The following is an 18,171-nucleotide window of genomic DNA, read 5'->3' as shown; positions in this document are numbered from 1 at the left end:
TGTTCGCCCTCCCGGTGGACGGCAGCACCATCAGCGACGGGACCCCCGCCGCCGGTGCCGGGAACCTCGAAACCAAGGGCTCCAAAGACACTTACAGCTTCACCGTCCCCGAGGGCGGAAAGACGTTTAGTATCAATTGGGTGTCGTGTGTAAACCACAACGGCAACCAGTATCTCAACGGCCTCGTGTGGCAGGTCACCTCCGTCGCCAGCGGAGCCAAGATCGCCGGAGACTACTGTGCCTCCGGGAACAAAAGCGTTGCCCTGACCGCCGGGGAATACCGGCTGGAAATGACGACTGACATCACCCGCAAATCATGGGGGACCTACAGCCTCAAGGGGGCACTAAATGGATGAACGCTCTGGCATCACCATTGACTCGGTCAAGATCCGACGTGTCAACACCGACGCGACGTTCACTCAGGGGTTCCTGTGTGCGCCCTCACCCGCCAATCACCAACCGTCGACTCCTGACATCGACGCCGCGATCTCTGAGATCAGGATGCCGGATTACCCCGACCAGCGGTTTCACGCAGTTGAAGTGAGCCATGGAACGGCCATTTACATCTTTCCCGTGAGCTCCCCCAACCATGCTGTCGAGGTGGCGGGAATGATTGCCGAAGCGGTTGCTGCGGTGGGCTTCACGGGAACCATCACGGCCTGCTCGGACACACTCGGGCCCAGGCCGCGGACAGGGCGCTACGCCTACAGTGCGGCCATCTGTGCCGTGGACGCCGCCATAGACAACGACAGGACACCGCTTCACTTTCGATCAGTCAAGAACAATTGGGACAGCTGGGCGGTCGAAAGCTCCACGTTCAAGGACATCGTTGATCTGCTCGCCGGCTGGGCCAAGACCCACACCACTGGAGTCATCCTCGCAGGGCTCCACTTCACGATGTCCCGATGCGAACCGCACCACGTAGCGGAGGTCATCTCGCGCTGCTGCGAAGACATCGGGTGGGCAGAACTTCTCTTCCCCACAGCCAACGGTGACTGGTACGTCCTGTTCTCGGGTGAGGGGTGGATCCTGCCCGGCACCGAAATAAAGGACGGGAAGGCCGACGCCCTAGAGCCGCTGGCGCGGCTGCTCAAAGAGATGGCACCGCTTTACGACTACGCGGCCGTCACCCGGGTTCATTTCGGGCTCATCTCCCCAGGGAGCGTGATGAGCCAGTGGGGGGTCCCATTGCCCGACGATCCCGAGCTGTCCGCGGACCACGCGGTGATGAAGAGTTCAGTTCCAGGCATTTTCGCCGTCCAGGTTCTCGGCCCGGGACATGCCGACCTGCGGCCTGAGGGCTTCTGGCAGGTCACACCGTTCCCCTCAGGACGACGAATGTTCACCGCGCCGAGCCCCGATGACTGGTGGACAGCGACGAAGCATTTTCCCGCAGCGGATTTTGACTCCCTACGGGAAGCAAACAAGGCGCTCCTCGGAAAATGGGCTGACCGAGAGCAGCTGAGCTGAGGCGGCTACGCCCATCTAACTTGAGGCAACACGGTGCACCAGCTCGCGGCTGATTTCCTGATACTCGTCGCGTTGATCACCACGGCTTCAATCCGGTCGGTCATGCCGACCGCTGAGGACGACCACGGAGAAGAACCAAGAGAATTGCTGTGACGACAGCTGCAGCGATTCCGCCCAGAAGATCTGACCAAAAGATGACAGGCAGCTTGGTAATAACGAATAGCAGTTGTATCAGCGCGCTCAAGCCGGCAAGCCCGACGCCAGCGATCAATAGTCTCGTTCTATGGTCCATGCCATCCCCCAATGCGGTGGGCTGTGCCGTGGCCCGTTCGCAGCCAGCCGATCTGAAGGCCTATTCTCGCTCCGGGCTGAGAATTCGCACAGGTAGGCTTCTGCAATGATGCGACACAGAAATGACGATAAAGGCTGGAGATTCAACTCCCAGACCCATGTTGGATGAGCAGCCGTCCCCTGCCTGGACCACACCTGTTGTTGCCTTCATCCTGCGGCTGATTTGCCTCCTTCCGTTCGGGATACTTGCCGCAGTTGTCACGATCACTTCGGTAAACAAGGAGAGTTGGGAACGCCTTTGGACCGTCGTGATGCTGGTAGGCATCATGGTGGTTTACGCGGTACGTTTGCGGCCTTGATCCTGGCGCTCCGCCGAGGGGCGCTAGAGGCTGCTAATGGACTGACCCGGTTTTTGGCATGATTCCTCTGGCAATGAGTAACACGCAAATATCGCTGCAACTAGGCCGGCACCGCGAGCGGTGTGTACGGAAACGGTGGTGTCCGTGGGCGACGGCCGGAGGGAGATCCGCCGTCGGTGTGCCCGCGGAAATCCCGGTGCCTCCTCCTCCTCCGACTAGGTGGCCGAACCCGGTACGAAACCAAAACTGAACGATACGCCTTTTTGTGTCGAGTTTCGTGTACTCCTGTTGGTCTGAGCCCAAGAGCCGGGCACCAAGGGAATTCCTTTGTGGCCACTGCCGAGAACCAGTCGCAGCCGCCGGAGCGTCTGTCTTGTCGGGACCAGGGGGAGGGCCATGTGTGCGGCAAAAGCCTCCCGGCGCCGTTTCCCCGCCGGAAGTGGGCGCTGCGCCGCGGTTGGCGGAGCGGTTCCGGCGTGCGTGGCAATTCCTGAACCCCGGGAAGGTGTCAGTGCCCCGAGTACGAGATCCCCGGTTCGCTGCCGTCATCCTTCTGAATCCAGGTCATGAAATCGGCGAGGGTCATGAAACTGTAGTAGTCGAAATACCGTGGCGGCGTCGCTTCGGCGCCAAAATCTCCGGACAGAACCCGCCTTTCATATGGGCCGGTAGCTGTGTCCCGAGCAGCCGGATCCCGTTTGCCGACGCGTTTGGGAGTTGCCCGGGGCCCTGGGGCCCGGGAACCCAGCCGGGTCTGATTTTCGGTCATTGGACCCCTCCTGACGCTCGCAGTTCTTCCATGTCGCGTGATGGTTTCCAGAACATGACCTACTCGGACAGCCGGGATGGAGCACGTTCTGATGCGCAGCATAGTCAGGGCCCTTCCAGTCCCTGAGGCCGGTAGGCGGTGTTCTTGTCCGTGTTCCAGCCGGCGATCATTCCGCAGCCGATCATTTGGTCACTGAGTTTGGCGAGCCGGTATTCGGGGTCGGCCTCGAGGGCGAGCTGGAGGAATTGGTGGGCTTTACTTCCTCGGCCTTCCCACCAGTGGATGTATCCGAGGGCGGTAAGTAGTGGGGCTGCGTGTTGGTTATTGGTTCTGGTGTAGGTGTGGAGCAATAGTTGCTGGGCCCATTCGATGCGGGACCATTGCGGCTTGCCTTGTGTTTGGGCAAAGAGGACTTGGTGAGCGGGTTCCTTGATGCCCGGGATGTCTGCGATGAGCTGGTCGCGGATGCCTGGGAACTGGAAGTTGGCGATGAGAGTGATGATTTGGTCCTCGGTCGGGTAGGTTTTGGCGTCCAGCATGTCCGCCCAGAGCCTTCGTGCCCGGCCGATCGCGTCATTGGCGGGGAGGGCTCGGATGGTCTTCATGTGGTTCTCGACGGCGGCATCTTTGGCTGCGTCTTTTGTCGGAGTGGGCAGTGTGATCCGGTCGGTTTCTTCGACGCTGCTGCCGCGGTAGATGAATTCGGCGTTGATCGTGCTGGTCTGGGTCGCGGTCAGGGGGATTGCGGCGCTGGTCTGGGGGTCGCCGTCGTATTGGGTGAAGGTCTTCTCCCCAACGAGGAGCCCGTCGCTGATGGTGATGCCGCGTTCGGCCAGCACGCCGGTGAGTGCGGCGATGATCCCTGCGCGTGGCTTGGGATGGCTGGGGTCCCAGGGTGTTGCGGTGTAGACGGCGAAGAGGACGCTGGTGGCGTTTGGATCGTGGGTGAGGTAGCCGGCGACGGTTCGGGCGTAGCCGAGCTCGCCGCCGTCGTGCTGGGGGAGGTCTACGCGCAGGGTGGCGCCGAGGTGGTCGGTGTCCACGGTGATGCAGACCAGGCTTTCCTGCGGCCAGAAGCCGAGGGTGTGTCCGATGAAGCTGAGCAGGTCTGCGGGGGATTTGATGGTGAGCGTTTCCATGGTCCTGCTCCTTTGACCTTCTTGGCTTGACTGTGGTTGTTGGGATGTGGGTGCCGTTCTGATAGAGGATTCACCGCTGGGTAGGAGGGTCCGGAGTGCAACTTGGGGGACCGGCCACAATCAAAAAGTTTGGTGAGGAGATAAGCGACGGAGGAGCGCCGAACGAAACTTTTTGATTGCGGTCGGCGCATGGCGCCCTGGTTGCGCGGAGGGCCCGCCCAGCGATGATGGGGCTATCAGAATGACAAACAGCGATGATGCTTCTGGTCATTCATGGGCCCGCCGGGGCGGGGCAGCATGACGCAGGTGGAGTTGCCCGGAGCCGCAGCGGAAGCGACCAGTGTCAGGGCTGAACGAGGTTGCGATGTTTCCCGAATGTTCCGTCTCGGATTCGACATATGCACGCCTTGGCTGCCGGAAAATTGGCCAAAAGTGGCGGAACGAACGGACGTTGGACACTCTGCACTAAGGCTTCGTGCGACGGAGGCTTCAATGACTGATTCCGCACTGTCTTCGCAGCTGGCCTGGGCGCACGCGCAGGAACGTCTGCTACCGCACGCCGAAAAACGCGTACCGTCCCTCAAAATGAGGAAGCCTGTCAGCAAGGGCTGACAGGCTTCCTAGGAGTTGGAAACATCCCAGATCAAGCTTACGTGCGGCGGGCCAACTGCCGATATCTGGCCTTTCGTCAGATGCTCGCCCGACGCATTCGCGGGCCCCAAGCAACCAGCTCTACAAACCTGACCGGTAATGGGAGGGAGAATTGCATCTAGAAGTCCCACATCATCAGACTCAGGTTATGAACTTGCTGGACAAGAGACAAAAAGTCAGCAGTTCGCTTGATATTCTTGGCGGACTATCCGAGCAAATGGGGGGAGCTTGAAAGTCTTTATTAGTTGGTCTAAGAACACATGTGACTTTGCCGGCGTTCTCAATGAGGTCGTAGGCAGGCTATTCGATACAGTCACTACGTTCTACAGCCCCGAGATACCCGCAGGCGAGCAGTGGCTGGCTCAAATCGAAGACGAACTTACGGACACCGACTTTGGGATCATTTGCGTGTCCAAAGAGAACCAGATGGAGCAGTGGCTAAACTATGAGGCTGGCGCACTCTCCCGTCAGGTTGGTGACCGGAGGAAGCGGATCGGGGTTCTCCTGCTCAACTTCGATGATACGAACCAAGTAGTTGGTCCTTTCAAGAATTTTCAGATGAAGATGGCAAATATTGACGGATTTAGATCCCTCATGAAATCTCTGAATGAATACGGGCCTAAGATTCGTCAAGATACATTGGACGGACGTATTGACAATGAATGGGATAACCTGACCGCTGCACTGGAAAGCCTCAAGGCGCGTGCGAAATCAAATGTGATGCCTCCCGAGCGAACTATCTCCGAGAAAATTGATGAGCTGCTGGCAGTGGTTCGAGACTTCGATAAAGCGCTTACTGTCCCGGTCATCAACCCACTGCCGACGACGGCCGACGATAGGTACAAGGGGCAGTCCTTCACGACCAAGGTGTACGGCGTGCTCCGTGGTCGACCTGCGAACTTTGGGTTCAGGGCGGTAAACGAACAGACTGATGTACTTGATTCGTCTACTGCCCTAAGTGAGCTGGAGAAGAAGGCCATTCAGCACTATTACAAGGAACAGTTTGGGGACAACGGCAAGACGCTCGTCATCATTGACCCGGCATGGAAAGATCAGTACATCGCGTCGCCCGGCGGACCGCTGGGCCAGAACTTACCGCTGTCAGAAGTAGGGTGCCAGGACTAGGCTGTGGTCGTTGTCCGAAGCGGCTTTCGATCATGTAGTTGGACGCAAGTGAAGGAAGCTTGGCATACACATAACCGGCTATCAGCCTTAGTGCCGCCAGCAGATGCGGAGATGTGAGAAACGCCCCGGCGTCAAGTTGGGGTGTGCCTTAATCTGACCTACTGTTGTAGTCATGACCGACCGTGGCTCAGGCACTTCGCGCTAGGCTGGACAGTCTCTACAGCACGATCTATGGGACCTCACCGATGAAGGGTTCTCGGCAGGGCGATTTCGCTGCAGACGTGCCGAACCGGTGGGCAGCTGGCGCTGCTCTGGAAGCGGAAGTCGAGCTCGGCGGATAGAAGTGCTGCAGTACAGCCCAATTTCGAGAAGGGCTTCCTGTGCCTGGTGCTGGAAACGACAAGCTAGCGACTTCACAGTTGCCCTGCATTCAATTTGGGCGACCTGCTGCGGCAGTCCAGCAGGTTCTTGGCCGAATGCGGGAGCTCGCCGGCGGGACCATCCTTTTATCAATGGTTCCAGCGCTGCTAGCCCCAATGAGCGGCCTGCAGGAACTTCAACTGCAATTACAGGCCATTCCCCAGCCGTTTCCCAGCACAACAGAAACTGGATGTCCTTCTTCCCGCGTGGCGTCGGAGCGGTACTTTTTACAATCTAAATCGCAAGGCTTTTTCTATTGGAATGTGCCCTTTCGTGCTGGCGTCGCCGACACTGGCTGCTGAGGTTGAGAGGATCGTTAGGGTGGCCGCACTCGCCGCTGCGCACGAGGAATTGTGGAGGGCGTTAGTGACCCGGACGTCGGGCCCGGGTGGACCTCCAGGCGGACCAGGTTTCGACTTAGCCCTGCCCGCATTCAGGTGCGGAGCCACTCTGAGTAACCGCCAAGCGTTCAGATACAGTTCTTGCCGTCTGCTTAATGGCAAGGACGGTGCTCTGAACGTCGACGTCGCGGCGGGCTTCCTCATCCCAGGCGACCCCGATGCTGCCCACGGCTCCTCTTTCATGAGTGAGTATAGGAGCAGCTATGCCCGCGACACCTGGGTTGTTTTCGCCTCTGGTCAGGTGATAGCCGTTCCTTTTGATTCCGGCCAGGGTTCTGCGCAAATCTCGCCACGTGCTGCCGAGTCCGGCGTTCCCGATCGCTTCCGCCCGATGGGCATAAATGGCTTTCAGCCGGTGGTGGGGGAAGAAACAATGGACGCCGCTGTCCGCGGTGCAGACGATTCGGAGGGCTTTGGGGCAGGCGGTACTCCCGGATGCACAGGACGGTGACGTCGTCGAACGCGGTGAGCAGGAGGGCGGAGTGCCCGATCTTGTCGCCCAATTCCTCAAGGATCCCCTGGCGGGCCAGCAGCAGTGGGTCTGCCAAGCGGATCTGCAGGTCCATCTCGATGATCTGCGGGCCAAGGGCGTAATGGCCGTTGCTGAGTGTGGTGAGTAACCCCGCATGGTGCAGCGTCTCGATGTAGCGATATCCTGTGGCTCGTCAGGTCCCTAGAGCCGCGATGAGAGACGCTGCTGACCAAACCGGTTCCGCTTGGTTATAGAGGGCCAGAATGCCGAGCATCCTGGCCAGACTGCCGGCGCTTGCCGGAGCCGCCGGCTCCGGTCCGGGGTGGGGCAACAGGGACCGTGCTCCCATGGTGTAAGTCCAACCTCTCCCTTCGTGTTTTCCCTCATCCGGAACTGCCCAGCACATACTGGGTTCGCCGGGGGCGAGATCTAACTTCGATGTCGGAGGGCTTAGAGCTGAAGTTAGGGGCGCCGTTTTCGTGGCGCCCCCAACTCCCTCATGATGAGTTAGCGTGTGGGCAGCGGACGGTTGTTCGTCTCCTTGATGAAGAAGGCTCCGATCAGGGCCGGGATGGCACACGCTACGATGAGCCACGCCGGTGCAAAGGAACTCCCCGTGGCCCCGATCAACCACGTCGCCACATACGGTGTTGGTCCGGACAGCAACGCGGTGGAGAGCCCGAGCGCCAAGGCGTATCCGGTGAAACGGATTGGCGTCGGAAAGGACTCCAGGACTGGCGCTGATTGACACCCTGTTGCGATACCGTGAATGAAACCAAGCAACATCAGTCCGGCCAGCGCGGGAACGAAGCCTCCAGTGTTTAGGAGTATGAACGCCGGGAATGCTGTGGCTAGCTGTGTGACGCACAATATGCCCAACAGGGGACGCCGGCCAAAGCGGTCCGATAACAAACCACCGATTGGCTGCACGACCATGGCAAGGACGATCGCAATTGTGACGGCCAGCAGCGCTTCTGCGCTGCTGAGATGGACCGTCGACACCAGGAACGCGGGCATGAAGGTCAGCAAAAGATAGGCAGGAACGCCCACCGGGAGATTAAAGAGTGTGGCACGTCCCAGCATTTTCCAACCACGCGAACTACCCAAAAGCGCTTTCACCGGGTGTTCAGTCTTCGCGCCGAGCCGCTCGACCTTCTCAAAGTCCGGGCTTTCTGCGATCCGTGACCGAATGTAGAGACCAATTGCACCCAAAGGAAGGGCAATCAGGAAGGGAATCCGCCAGCCCCAGCTTTGCATGTCCTCCGCCGGGATGACGGCCGCGAGAGCAAAACAGAACAGCAGGGCGGCAATTTGCCCAGTGGTGACACCCCACTGAAGAAAGCTGGTTTGCAAACCGCGCTTGCGGTCAGAGGAATACTCGCCCACCAGGGTTGCAGCCCCCGGCATCTCGCCGCCGGCCGAGATGCCCTGACCAAATCGGCACAGGATAAGCAATATGGGTGCCAGCACGCCAATCTCCGCATAGCCGGGAAGTAACCCGATAGCGGCACTTGATAAGGCCATAACAATGATGATGGCGGCCAACGTGCGCTTACGCCCGATCCTGTCACCCAAGGGGCCCCAAAAGAGACCGCCCAGCGGCCGCGCTACGAAAGCCAGGGCAAAGACAGCAAAAGTGGAAAGTAGGCCTACGGCCGGATCCGAACTGGGAAAAAACACACTCGCCAGAATCGGGGCCATGGCTCCGTACACGACCAAGTCGAAATACTCGATACCCGATCCGACCGAAGCTGCCAGTGTGACCTTTCGGAGTGTAGTTCGGTCTACATGCACTTCGCCCGATTTTACCGTGCTTCCGGTCGAAGGCGTCTTGAGTTCAATTGCTTGGTCTGCCCTTTTGGCTGACATGGGAACCTCCTCATTGAGATAACGAGATACTGGTAAATGTGGTGGATTAGGTGTGGCGTTCCAGCAGCGTCCTGGCAGCTAGGCCGATGCAAATGCGGGCCGGGATTGCGCTGGTCATTGGTTGTCGATTCGGTAGTGACAAAGTTTGTCCTCATCAATATCCACTCCGATCCCGGGGAGTTCTGATGGGACGAGAACGCCGTTCTGGACCACGAGTTCGTTGGTGACAAGATGATCGGTAAACACATTGAAATAGTCGAGTTCCCCGGGCTCGGAGGCCACTCGGGGGAACGCTGATCCAAAGGCCAGCAAGGCTGCCGTGCCGACCATACTGTCTGCCTGGCTGCCCAGCAGCGTCCGCGCACCGAGCGCGCCAGCCAGAGACACCAGCCGTGCGGACTCAGTGAATCCTGTCCGTGTCGTCTTGATGCTAAGAGCCCGCGATGAGCCGGAAATAAGTTCTCGTGCGGCATCCGCTAGGGTGGGCGCGCTCTCATCGGCCATAACGCTGATGGGGACGTGTTGGGCTAGACGTTGCCGTCCGATAGTGTCCGAAGCCGGGCAGGGTTCCTCTACAAGGTCCAAACCGTATTCAGCCATGGCAGTCAAGGCCAGGATAGCCTCTTCAGCACGCCACCCATGGTTGGCGTCGACGTAGATTGTTGCCTCTTCACCAACAGCTTCCCTGACCGCGGCGATGCGTGCCACGTCACTGCGCAGCCCGGTGCCGACCTTGACCTTGAATGCAGAAATTCCGCTCTTGGCTACGGCTTGTCGGGCTTCATCCGCAGCCTCTTCAGCCTCGCCCATCGTCAGGATGCGTGTGACTCGGAGAGGCCTCTTCACCCCGCCAAGGAGAAGCCACGAGGGCATCCCTGTCACCTTGCCGCGCAGGTCGTGAAGCGCGACGTCAAGGGCGCCGCGGGCGGTATTATTCGCGACAAGCCATGACGTTCTTTCATACAGGTCCTCGACGGCCATCGGATCGGCGCCGAGAAGTGCGGGCTCCAACCACTGTCGGATGGCAGCCACGATCGAAGCCTGGGATTCGCCGTAAACGAACGAGCGGGAAGCGGCTTCACCGATGCCCACCAGTCCCTCGTCAGTGTGTACGCGCACCAGGACGTGTTCTGCGCTATCAAGAATGCCGGACGCAGCGACGATCGGATGTCGGTAGGGGATGATGAAAGGTATTGCCTCAATAGATGTGATCTTCAAGAAGTATCTCCTGTGGGGATGAAGTCGAGCAGGCGAGAGGCTTGGCGTCGTGAGCTCGCGCCCAGCTTTTGATCCCCGTGCAGGGAAAAAACGGCGCGTGCCAGTGGCACTCTTCCGGGTCCTGTTTCTTCTACGCTGGGCCGGACAAGCGGCTATTGGTAGTTTGCCGAATCTGCTCGACGCGGTGGCGTCAAGCCTCGAATCAGCACATATGGCGGTGGCCACTTTTGGAAGTCATTTCCAGAAACAATATCCGGAACTGTGGGACTTCGTCAATGGTTGTCTGGGCTCGGCCCGCGCTGAAGAACAGAGGCAGTTTTCCGCATCTCTGTGCGACCGGAGACCACGGTGTCCTAGTGAGCAGGCTGGACCTTCCGTTCAAGAGTCGAACCTAGGGACCTGTCACAAGCAATACGAGGATTGGCCCAAGGCGCTCCTCCTGATTACGCTGGCTGTGCCGGGACGGCTACGGCGAGATCCTCCAGTTGAGCCTAATTCGAGGTTCGTCGAAGGCGCGGCTCTTCGTTTCTTAGGATGAGCCGCAGGCAGTCGTCCGTCAGTCAGATCACTTGGACCCGTGGTCCTGTCCTCCAGACGCGGCTTGTGTTCAGGCGTAAGAAGTAGGTGGATGTAGATATGGAGACGGAATGAGCCGCGAACTAGAGCGTGGGCTTCAGGCAATCGAGTTGATGAGCAGTGCCCCACGTGGACTAACGTTCACCGATATCGCCGCGGCATTGAAGGCCCCTACTGGTCCCACACACCGTTTGATGGGTGAGCTGACGCGTTTAGGATATGCACGCATTGATGAGTTCGGGCGGTACCATCTGACGCTGAAGCTCGCGTCCCACTCCCTGCAATATCTCGAGCTTATTCCTCTGGTTGACCTTGCCCGGCCCTTGCTGGAAGAACTTGCTGCAGTCAGTGGCGAGCTCGCCCGTCTAAACCTTGTCGACGGAGACCACCTGGTGCGCATCAGCAAGGCCCAGGGCAGCAAGTCCGGCTTGAAGTATGATCCCCTGCATGGTGGCAACGTGCCTCCTATTTATGCGGCTAGCGGCTTGCTCCTGCTGAGCAGTCTCTCCGACGAGGAGGCAACGGCTCGTCTTCGGGCGGAAGTTTTCGCACCCCCAGGCGAGTACGGGTCTGCCGCGCCCCGCAGTGTTGAGGAGGCCCTGAACATAGTGCGCACAGCACGCGCACACGGCCATCTGTACCTCGCCGACATCTACGAGGACGGCATCGCCACCCTTGCCTTTCCGATCCGGGCTGCCGGTGGTGACGAACTTGTCGGCGTGCTCACCGTCTCCGGCCCGAGCTTCCGCTTCACTAAACAGGCAGCCGATAATGTGCTGCCAGCCATGCAGAAGATTGCTGACGAACTCGGTCGCATACCGGTCGCTGACATGCTCGGATCCCAACAGGTCCCCACGCAGGTTGTCTAGGAGCAACAGAGGCTTGGCGAGAAGGAACAACACACTCCTATAGCCCGACTTTCTGGCCCGGGATAACAGGGTACCTATGTCCTCGGTTGCCCCCGCACAGTTCGACCAACAGTGAGACAGGTTGAGATGTGATCAGTCATTTAGCCTGCCGCGGCTCGTAACTCTGCCAAACCGCTCTGCCCGACCGGCCACAAAATCACCCTCCATGGCGTGTGCTCGGCGTGCAGCTACTGTCACCCCTGGCAGCGCGGCCGGCGGTTTGGCGATGATCCGAAAGGGCTCACCTGCTGTGTGGTAATGCGGCGGGGGGGAGCAGGATGTTCAGGTCGGTAGTCTGCTCTGCGCTGGGCTGCCGGATGGAACGAACCTTCAGATGTAGGCCAGGAATCGTCCTGCGAAGATCACGCCCGTCCACGTCGTCATCGACACGACCGCCGAGACGCGGGCCGCGACCGGCGTCGCGTCGGCGTCCGCCCACTCGTCGACTCGACGGTGGACGCCGCGGTGGAACACGATGACGTTCAGCCCGGCCAGGAGCAGGAGTCCGAGCTTCCACGGAGCAGCATTTGAGCCGGCGACGCCGATGGCCTGCGCGCTGAAAAGCAGTATCCCCGTGAAGACGGCGATGGCCAGTCCGAGGTGGGACACTGGCAGGAGATAGCGTGCGGACCTTGTGACGGATACCAGAGAACGCCCAGCGCCCAGCAGCCGGAGGTCGAACGCGAAGGCCGGGCCGACGAGCACGGCAATCCCGAGGATGTGGAGGCTCTCGAGCGTCGCATACATGAAGGGAGTGGAGCGCACGGCATCACCGAGCGCGGAATCCTGCAGCCAGCGCAGGATTGGTACGAGCCATTCAGGCATCCGGGCTCCGTTCATCCTGGCGGGTGCAGCGGCGCACGTAGAAGACTCCGCCCACGACCGCCACGACGACGACGGCAGCGAACACCGCCCAGACGACCCACGTCTGCGAGCCGCTGTCATCGGCGATGTCGGCATCCTCTGCCGGACGGTCCGTCTGCGCGGGGTCCTCCGCCGCGGACGGCGCGTCGGCAGGCCCATCGCCTGCCTGCGCATCGCCTGGCAGCGGTGCCCTGACCGGGAGCGTGCTGCCTATCACCTGGTTGACGGGCGCATTGTCGTCTCCGTACCAGAAGGCGACCGGACGGAAGAGGCCGTTATCGGTGCTGTTAATGTACCCGACGCCCTGGAAGCGCTCTCCGGCCTCCAGAGAGCGGTCCAATCCGTTGCTGCTCGACCACCACGGCGGAGCGATGATGACCTCGAGCTCGTCGTGGGGGCCGTCATACGGGAGAGCCGCCTTGACCCGGATGCTGTCCTCCGGTCCCGACAGCTCCCGGGGGATCGGCAGATCGGGCGTGCTGGCTGGGAGCTGGGCATCCAGTGCCACATCGAAATGCGAATGCGGATCGCCCCAGCTTCCCTCGGACGAGATGGTGCCGGCGATGTAGACGAGGCCGTTGGTCTCGAAGCCGTCCCAGCCGTGGTGCGCGGCGGCCGGTGACGCTGGGACCAGCGCGATCGCTGCCGCGGCGAGGAGAGCCGCGGTGGCCATAAGGCCGCGGAGGAGTGGTCGGTTGGTGTGTGTGGAGACGCTCAAAATCGTCGATCCTCTCTGTGGGCGGTGCGGGTCTCGTATGGCGAGCCTGGGGTCGGGGTTCAGCTTTCTGCGGGGAAAGCGACGCCGGTCTGCTCGGCGTAGACGGCCAGTAGCCGGTCCTGCGCCTGGGTGTCGTGCACGAGATCGTTCACGCGCGTCTCGACCTGCTGGTGGAAGAGGAACTCGCCGGTGACGTCGCTGCCGGGCTCGACGCCCTCGGCCAGCCAGACCTGAGTCAGGTAGCCGTCGCGAAGGCTGTCGGGCGTGCTGGTGTTCCCGTTGTGGAAGCCCATCAGCGTTGGGATCCAGCCGGGTGCGACGGCGTTCACCTGCCGGTCCGGCCAGAGGCGGGCCGCTGCCGTGGCGATCATCGCCATGTGCAGCTTGCTGTCGCCGTAGCCGATGCCGCCGCCCGAGCGCACCTCGTCGAGCCTCAGGTCTCCGCCGAGGTGCAGGTCCGAGGTGAGGTAGCTCAGCTGCCGCGGCGGGGTCACCAGCGCGGTGAGGAGGTACGGTGAGAGGGAGTTTGAGTTGAGCAGGTCGCCGTCGGGGAGCCCGTACTCGCCGGCGTTGTGGACGATGACGTCGAACTCGCCGAGGGCGTTGATCTGCTCGGCCAGCGCTCTCGTCTGGTCGAGGTCGAGCAGATCGCCGGCCACCACGTCCTCGAGGCCCGGCAGATCGCGCCTGACGTCTGCGGCGCGCTGCTCGTTCCGGGCGTGCGCGACGACCCTGTGCCCGCGCTTGAGGAGATGGGCAGCGGCGAGCTGCCCGGCACCGGCGGTTGAGCCGGTGATGAGGATGCGCTTCGTGTCGCCGTTGAGCGGTTGGACGTTCTCGTCGATCCACACCAGCTCGTCGGCGACCTGCCGGGTGTTGTACAGGCGGACGCCGTACAGGCCGCCCTGGGCCCGGACGGCGTTTCCGGAACTCTCGGTGCGATCGGGCGCGGGCCCCGCCGGCGCAGGCGTCGCGGCCTCCCGCGGGGGAGCGCTGTTGCAGGCCGCCAGGGCCACTGCGCCAAGCGCCGCTCCGGTCAGCAGGAGGCCGCGCCTGGTCAGAGGAGTCGTATTGGGCTTCATTCTCGTCGTTCCCTTTGTTCAGCCGGCGACGGCTATGGTGACCTGCTGCCCGTCCAGCAGCTCGATCTGGTCTATGTCCTCGGTCTCGAAGATCCTGGTCAGGTCGTTCGAGAAGGAGTTGCCGTCGGCTCGGCGCTCCGGCTCGCGACGCGTCCGTGGTCTGCGTGGGAGTCGGGCTCTCGGCGGATGGCGCAGCGCTGCATCCGGCGAGGAGCAGCGCCAGCGCGATGGCAGCGCCGGCGGCTGTTCTGGGCAGTCCGCATCGTGGAGGCCTTCCGGGTCGGTCCGAGGAGTACTCCATCAATGCAACACGGAGAATCGACGGTGCGGGAGTCCCTGTCGTGAGGGGTACCAAGAGGGACTCCCGCTGCGGCGATCGGCGGGGTTCCATGGATGTGTCAGAAAGACAGAGCCGGGAAGGACCCATTCCTGCCGGACAGGACGGAGGGCAACATCGCCTCCCTCGAGGCCTTCGTCGAAGACTTCAGCGCCGCGGTGGCTTACCTCGGCACCCGCCGGGACATCGACCGCTAACGGATCGGCGTGATCGACGTCTGCGCCAGCGGCGGGTTCTCCCTGGCCGCCGCGCAGGTCGAGCCGCGGCTGAAGGCCGTGGCCACGGTGAGCTTGTACGACATGAGCCGCGCCTACCGCGACGGCCTGGGCTACGCTCCGGTCTCCAGCGAGGTGAACACCGTCGCCGAGCGCCACAAGGCCTTGGCCGAGGCCGCCGAGCAGCGCTGGACGGAGTTTGCGGGCGGCGAGGTACGCTACGGCGGCGGCGACGCGGTGCTGCTGAAGCCGTCGCAGCAGCCCGCGCCCGATGAGTTCGCCGAATACTACGCCACCCCGCGCGGCCAGCACGCGGTCGCACGCGCTGACCCTGACCGGGCTCGGCGCGATCACCGCCTTCATGCCGCTGGCACAGATCGAAATGACCGCCCCGCGGCCGCTGCTGCTCGTCGCCGGGGAGAAGGCTCACTCCCGCTACTACACGGAGGACGCCTACCGGCAGGCCCCGGAGCCGAAGGAGCTGCACATCGTCCCCGGTGGAGCTGCACATCGTCCCCGGTGCCGAGCACGTGGACCTCTACGACAAGGTCGACCTGATCCCCTGGAACAGGCTGACGGGATTCTTCGACCATAACCTCTGACCTGTCCCGCCCGCCGACAGCCTGCTGGAGACCGCGGCCGTCGTGCCGCACGTCAACCAGCTGCGCGTGCACGCGGGAAATACGCCTCCGATCTCTTGTCCTACTGCGAGGGCAAGGGCATCCTCGCCGAGGCGTCCTCGCCGATCGGACACGACGCGATCCTGGAGAACGCCGACGTGAAGGCCTGGCCGAGAAGTACAGGGTGACCGTGCCGCAGCTGTGCATCCGCTACACCCTGCAGCTCGGCGCCGTTTCGCTGCCGAAGACCGCGAACCCGGAGCATATGCGCTCCAACGCCGAGGGCAACTTCGAGATCTCTGAGGCGGACATGGATGCGCTGCGCGGCCTTCGTGACGTGGACTACGGCGAGCACAGCGCCTTCCCCGTCTACAGCGGCAAATAGGCAGCACCCATGGATGACGCGGCGATGGCCCCGAGGGATCCCTCGGGGCCATCGCCGCGTTTCAGCCCATCCCGGCTCAGCACACGCGGGTGCAGGTGCGCCGTGCAGCTTGACGAACTCGCCTCCGATGACCGAGCTGGCCATGCAGGTCCCTTCGGTGTAGTCCTCGATGAGATGCGCTTCGGCGGTGGGTCAATTGAGCATCCCGCCTCAGGGCCGATTGTATTCAGTTAGACCTCCCCGGCAGAACGTCCACGTGGACGTGGTCGAGGTGACGCAGGATCTCGTTCTCGGGCTCGGGTGCGTCGTAGTGCTGCCACTGCCCTTGGGAGCTGTGCGCGCTCCAAAACCGGTCATCGAAGATCACATACTGAATCTCGAGCTCCGTGGCATGAGCAACGAGCCAGTTGGCCAGCATCCATCCTTCACGCCGGTTTTCCTCACTTACTGGACGAAAGAAGACGTCGATGGCCCGGCCATAGTAGTGCGTCGACTCCGCTCCGTGTCCATGGCTGACGCCACCAGGGGCGAAGCCACCCAGGCTCTGCTCACCGAACACTTCGGACATCTCCTCACGCAACCGCTCAGCGCGCGGTGTGAGGCCAGTGGCAGTCACCTGCTCTTCCGGCAAGCCGCTGGCGGCCGAGCCTTGACAGGTCAAACCCGGACCCGCGTCCTCGTCTGGCCCATCGGCCAGCCGCTGCAAAACCGCCTCATTGATGCCGGAACTGCCCGGCGCTTCCGCCCCACGAGCCAAGAGCGCGGCCGCCGTAGCGGCCAGCTGCGCCTCGTCACGGTTGAGCTCAACCTCTCCCTGCGAGGTCTCGACCACGCACTCTGGCCTCCCTCCCAAGGAGTCGACGTTGCTGCCCAGGCCTTCGGGCCAGGCCGGCCAGAGGAGCACCAGCGCAGACGCGAGCATCCCGAGCAGGAACACGCTCAAGAGCAGCCGCAGAGGGCGGCGGCTTCCCTCACCAGTGTCGTCTTCAGTCATCACCAATGCAGGCCTTCCTGTAACGCTGAGTCCTCATGAAATGCCAGCGAACCAACGCAATGGGGCCAGGGATCCCAGCACTCCAGCCCCAATGACGGGAGTTTTCACCACGATGGCGTGCCGCTTTCCTTCAATGGCAGCACGCCGGCTACAGCTGGAGGGGGACTGCTCGGCTCCAGCTGACTCGCCAGGGTTGCGCTCATCGTTCAAGGGTTTGCCTGGGAGTGATCTCGACGGTGGCTGCGCGGCTGCCGGCGCCGACCATGTGCCCCAGGTAGTAGTCACCGGCGTGCTTCTGGCGGTAAGCAGCGTCGATGTCATCCTGCAGTTCCGGGTCCGCGGGCGCAAAGGACACCTCGATGGTCGGACCGGCTGCGGTGATTTGCCCGGCGTGCTGGGTCATCGCGGACCGGTACCACCGCGACCTGCGTCCGTTGTATGCGCGGACGAACAGGCGCCCGTCAACGACCACGGACCAGATCCATGTGGGTGTGCCTGTTGTGGCCCCGTCCTCGCGGAACGGGGCAATGTGCAAATCGTCGCTTTCCCAGATTTCTTTGAGTACCACCGGATCCCAGAGCGTCATCGCGTTCCCCCGGCGGTAGCCCGTTCGTAGGTGACACGCCAGCCTTCGGCAGGGTCAACGGGGGTGAGGACGAGGGTGTCGTCTCTCACTTCGAAGTTGCGGCGTAGGGTCTGGCCGATGAGGGCGCGCGCTGCGGCGGACTCGACGACGACAGAGAATGTGCCTGCACCGGCGTCGATGGTGGCGTCTCCGTAGAACGCTTCGTATCCGCGAACGGTGTAGGGCGTGTCTGCTGCGGTTGTGTCGGGGTTCATGGCCTGCACGGACACGGTTCCGGCTTCGGTGAAAATGATTTGCCCGGAGAAAGGCACTTTTTTCATATCATCACCGGCTCGGAGCTGGAGGCTTGTCATCGTCCATTCTCCGATGATCGGGTTGGATCGGGCCGCGGTTCCGGCAACTGCGGGAGTGTTCTGCGGAGTCGGGGCAGTGCAGGCCGTTGTGGTGAGTAGCAGGGCCAGAGCCAGCGCGGGGGCATTGATCAGCAGCCTGTTTTTGTGCATGTTGTGTCCTACCAGGGTCTGTGGGCGGAGTCGTTCTTGCGTTCCTCGTGAATCGCCCCAGCTTGATGGGCGTTGGGTTCCTCGCCCAGGCCATGCTGCTTGGTGGGGGATGGGTTACCGCGGGACGTCTCACTGAAGAGCTTCTCGAGCATGTCGAAGGGGCTAGGCCGGTGCGGTCGAATGTGCAAGCCGCGTTGCT

General features: G+C 61.9%; 18 protein-coding genes. 7 read left to right on the top strand and 11 right to left on the bottom strand.

Going from position 1 to position 18,171, the window contains the following annotated elements; translation table 11 throughout:
• A partial coding sequence (locus tag ACIP90_RS11590) for a hypothetical protein (protein ID WP_400579467.1) occupies window positions 1–356 on the top strand: 356 nt, incomplete at its 5' end.
• Window positions 349–1,470, top strand: a complete 1,122-nt coding sequence (locus tag ACIP90_RS11585; protein ID WP_400579466.1) for a hypothetical protein — start codon at window positions 349–351, stop codon at window positions 1,468–1,470. The genes ACIP90_RS11590 and ACIP90_RS11585, both read left to right, overlap by 8 nt.
• A 1,158-nt stretch (window positions 1,471–2,628) precedes the next feature.
• Here ACIP90_RS11585 and ACIP90_RS11580 read toward each other — a convergent pair.
• Window positions 2,629–2,889 (bottom strand): hypothetical protein, encoded by a 261-nt coding sequence (locus ACIP90_RS11580; protein WP_400579465.1) that lies wholly within the window; start codon window positions 2,887–2,889, stop codon window positions 2,629–2,631.
• A gap of 104 nt (window positions 2,890–2,993) precedes the next feature.
• The gene (locus ACIP90_RS11575; RefSeq protein WP_400579464.1) at window positions 2,994–4,028 is read right to left on the bottom strand and encodes a DUF4192 domain-containing protein; all 1,035 of its coding nucleotides are present in this window, start codon (window positions 4,026–4,028) and stop codon (window positions 2,994–2,996) included.
• Between the two features lie 879 nt (window positions 4,029–4,907).
• On the opposite strand from ACIP90_RS11575, the gene ACIP90_RS11570 reads away from it, so the two are divergent.
• On the top strand, window positions 4,908–5,804 hold the full coding sequence (locus ACIP90_RS11570; RefSeq protein ID WP_400579463.1) for a TIR domain-containing protein: 897 nt from the start codon (window positions 4,908–4,910) through the stop codon (window positions 5,802–5,804).
• Between the two features lie 837 nt (window positions 5,805–6,641).
• Here ACIP90_RS11570 and ACIP90_RS11565 read toward each other — a convergent pair.
• Window positions 6,642–6,908: an IclR family transcriptional regulator C-terminal domain-containing protein gene (locus ACIP90_RS11565; RefSeq protein WP_400579462.1), complete on the bottom strand. Its 267-nt coding sequence runs from the start codon at window positions 6,906–6,908 to the stop codon at window positions 6,642–6,644.
• 58 nt (window positions 6,909–6,966) lie between these two features.
• Between ACIP90_RS11565 and ACIP90_RS11560 the strand changes: the two genes are divergently transcribed.
• Window positions 6,967–7,245 (top strand): hypothetical protein, encoded by a 279-nt coding sequence (locus tag ACIP90_RS11560; protein WP_400579461.1) that lies wholly within the window; start codon window positions 6,967–6,969, stop codon window positions 7,243–7,245.
• Window positions 7,246–7,604: 359 nt separating this feature from the next.
• On the opposite strand, the gene ACIP90_RS11555 is transcribed toward ACIP90_RS11560, so the two are convergent.
• Complete coding sequence (locus tag ACIP90_RS11555) at window positions 7,605–8,966, bottom strand: MFS transporter (protein WP_400579460.1); 1,362 nt, start codon at window positions 8,964–8,966, stop codon at window positions 7,605–7,607.
• 114 nt (window positions 8,967–9,080) lie between these two features.
• Window positions 9,081–10,184 (bottom strand): mandelate racemase/muconate lactonizing enzyme family protein, encoded by a 1,104-nt coding sequence (locus ACIP90_RS11550; RefSeq protein WP_400579459.1) that lies wholly within the window; start codon window positions 10,182–10,184, stop codon window positions 9,081–9,083.
• 647 nt (window positions 10,185–10,831) lie between these two features.
• Between ACIP90_RS11550 and ACIP90_RS11545 the strand changes: the two genes are divergently transcribed.
• On the top strand, window positions 10,832–11,629 hold the full coding sequence (locus tag ACIP90_RS11545) for an IclR family transcriptional regulator (RefSeq protein ID WP_400579458.1): 798 nt from the start codon (window positions 10,832–10,834) through the stop codon (window positions 11,627–11,629).
• A gap of 369 nt (window positions 11,630–11,998) precedes the next feature.
• Here the strand turns inward: ACIP90_RS11545 and ACIP90_RS11540 are convergent, their stop codons facing one another.
• Genes ACIP90_RS11540 through ACIP90_RS11530 form a run of 3 tightly spaced genes read right to left on the bottom strand, consistent with a single transcriptional unit; the run spans window position 11,999 to window position 14,332 of the window.
• Window positions 11,999–12,493, bottom strand: coding sequence for a DUF6644 family protein (locus ACIP90_RS11540; protein ID WP_400579457.1), 495 nt, complete (start codon window positions 12,491–12,493; stop codon window positions 11,999–12,001).
• The gene (locus ACIP90_RS11535) at window positions 12,486–13,250 is read right to left on the bottom strand and encodes a hypothetical protein (RefSeq protein WP_400579456.1); all 765 of its coding nucleotides are present in this window, start codon (window positions 13,248–13,250) and stop codon (window positions 12,486–12,488) included. Before ACIP90_RS11535 ends, ACIP90_RS11540 begins: the two co-directional genes overlap by 8 nt.
• A gap of 59 nt (window positions 13,251–13,309) precedes the next feature.
• On the bottom strand, window positions 13,310–14,332 hold the full coding sequence (locus ACIP90_RS11530; RefSeq protein ID WP_400579455.1) for an SDR family NAD(P)-dependent oxidoreductase: 1,023 nt from the start codon (window positions 14,330–14,332) through the stop codon (window positions 13,310–13,312).
• A gap of 393 nt (window positions 14,333–14,725) precedes the next feature.
• On the opposite strand from ACIP90_RS11530, the gene ACIP90_RS11525 reads away from it, so the two are divergent.
• Window positions 14,726–14,866, top strand: a complete 141-nt coding sequence (locus ACIP90_RS11525) for a hypothetical protein (RefSeq protein WP_400579454.1) — start codon at window positions 14,726–14,728, stop codon at window positions 14,864–14,866.
• A gap of 822 nt (window positions 14,867–15,688) precedes the next feature.
• Window positions 15,689–15,889, top strand: coding sequence for a hypothetical protein (locus tag ACIP90_RS11520; RefSeq protein ID WP_400579453.1), 201 nt, complete (start codon window positions 15,689–15,691; stop codon window positions 15,887–15,889).
• A 226-nt stretch (window positions 15,890–16,115) separates the two neighbouring features.
• Here ACIP90_RS11520 and ACIP90_RS11515 read toward each other — a convergent pair whose 3' ends face one another.
• The 3 genes from ACIP90_RS11515 to ACIP90_RS11505 form a co-directional block, all read right to left on the bottom strand.
• The gene (locus tag ACIP90_RS11515) at window positions 16,116–16,883 is read right to left on the bottom strand and encodes a hypothetical protein (protein ID WP_400579452.1); all 768 of its coding nucleotides are present in this window, start codon (window positions 16,881–16,883) and stop codon (window positions 16,116–16,118) included.
• Window positions 16,884–17,082: 199 nt separating this feature from the next.
• Window positions 17,083–17,469: a DUF2255 family protein gene (locus ACIP90_RS11510; RefSeq protein ID WP_400579451.1), complete on the bottom strand. Its 387-nt coding sequence runs from the start codon at window positions 17,467–17,469 to the stop codon at window positions 17,083–17,085.
• Complete coding sequence (locus ACIP90_RS11505; RefSeq protein ID WP_400579450.1) at window positions 17,466–17,972, bottom strand: hypothetical protein; 507 nt, start codon at window positions 17,970–17,972, stop codon at window positions 17,466–17,468. The genes ACIP90_RS11510 and ACIP90_RS11505 overlap by 4 nt, the downstream gene beginning before the upstream one ends.
• Between the last annotated feature and the right edge of the window lie 199 nt (window positions 17,973–18,171).

The organism is Arthrobacter sp. NPDC093139 (genome assembly GCF_044754165.1).
In the GTDB taxonomy this organism is placed as follows: domain Bacteria; phylum Actinomycetota; class Actinomycetes; order Actinomycetales; family Micrococcaceae; genus Arthrobacter.
The sequence above is the reverse complement of the archived record's forward strand: the minus strand, read 5'-3'. Positions and strand labels throughout refer to the sequence as shown.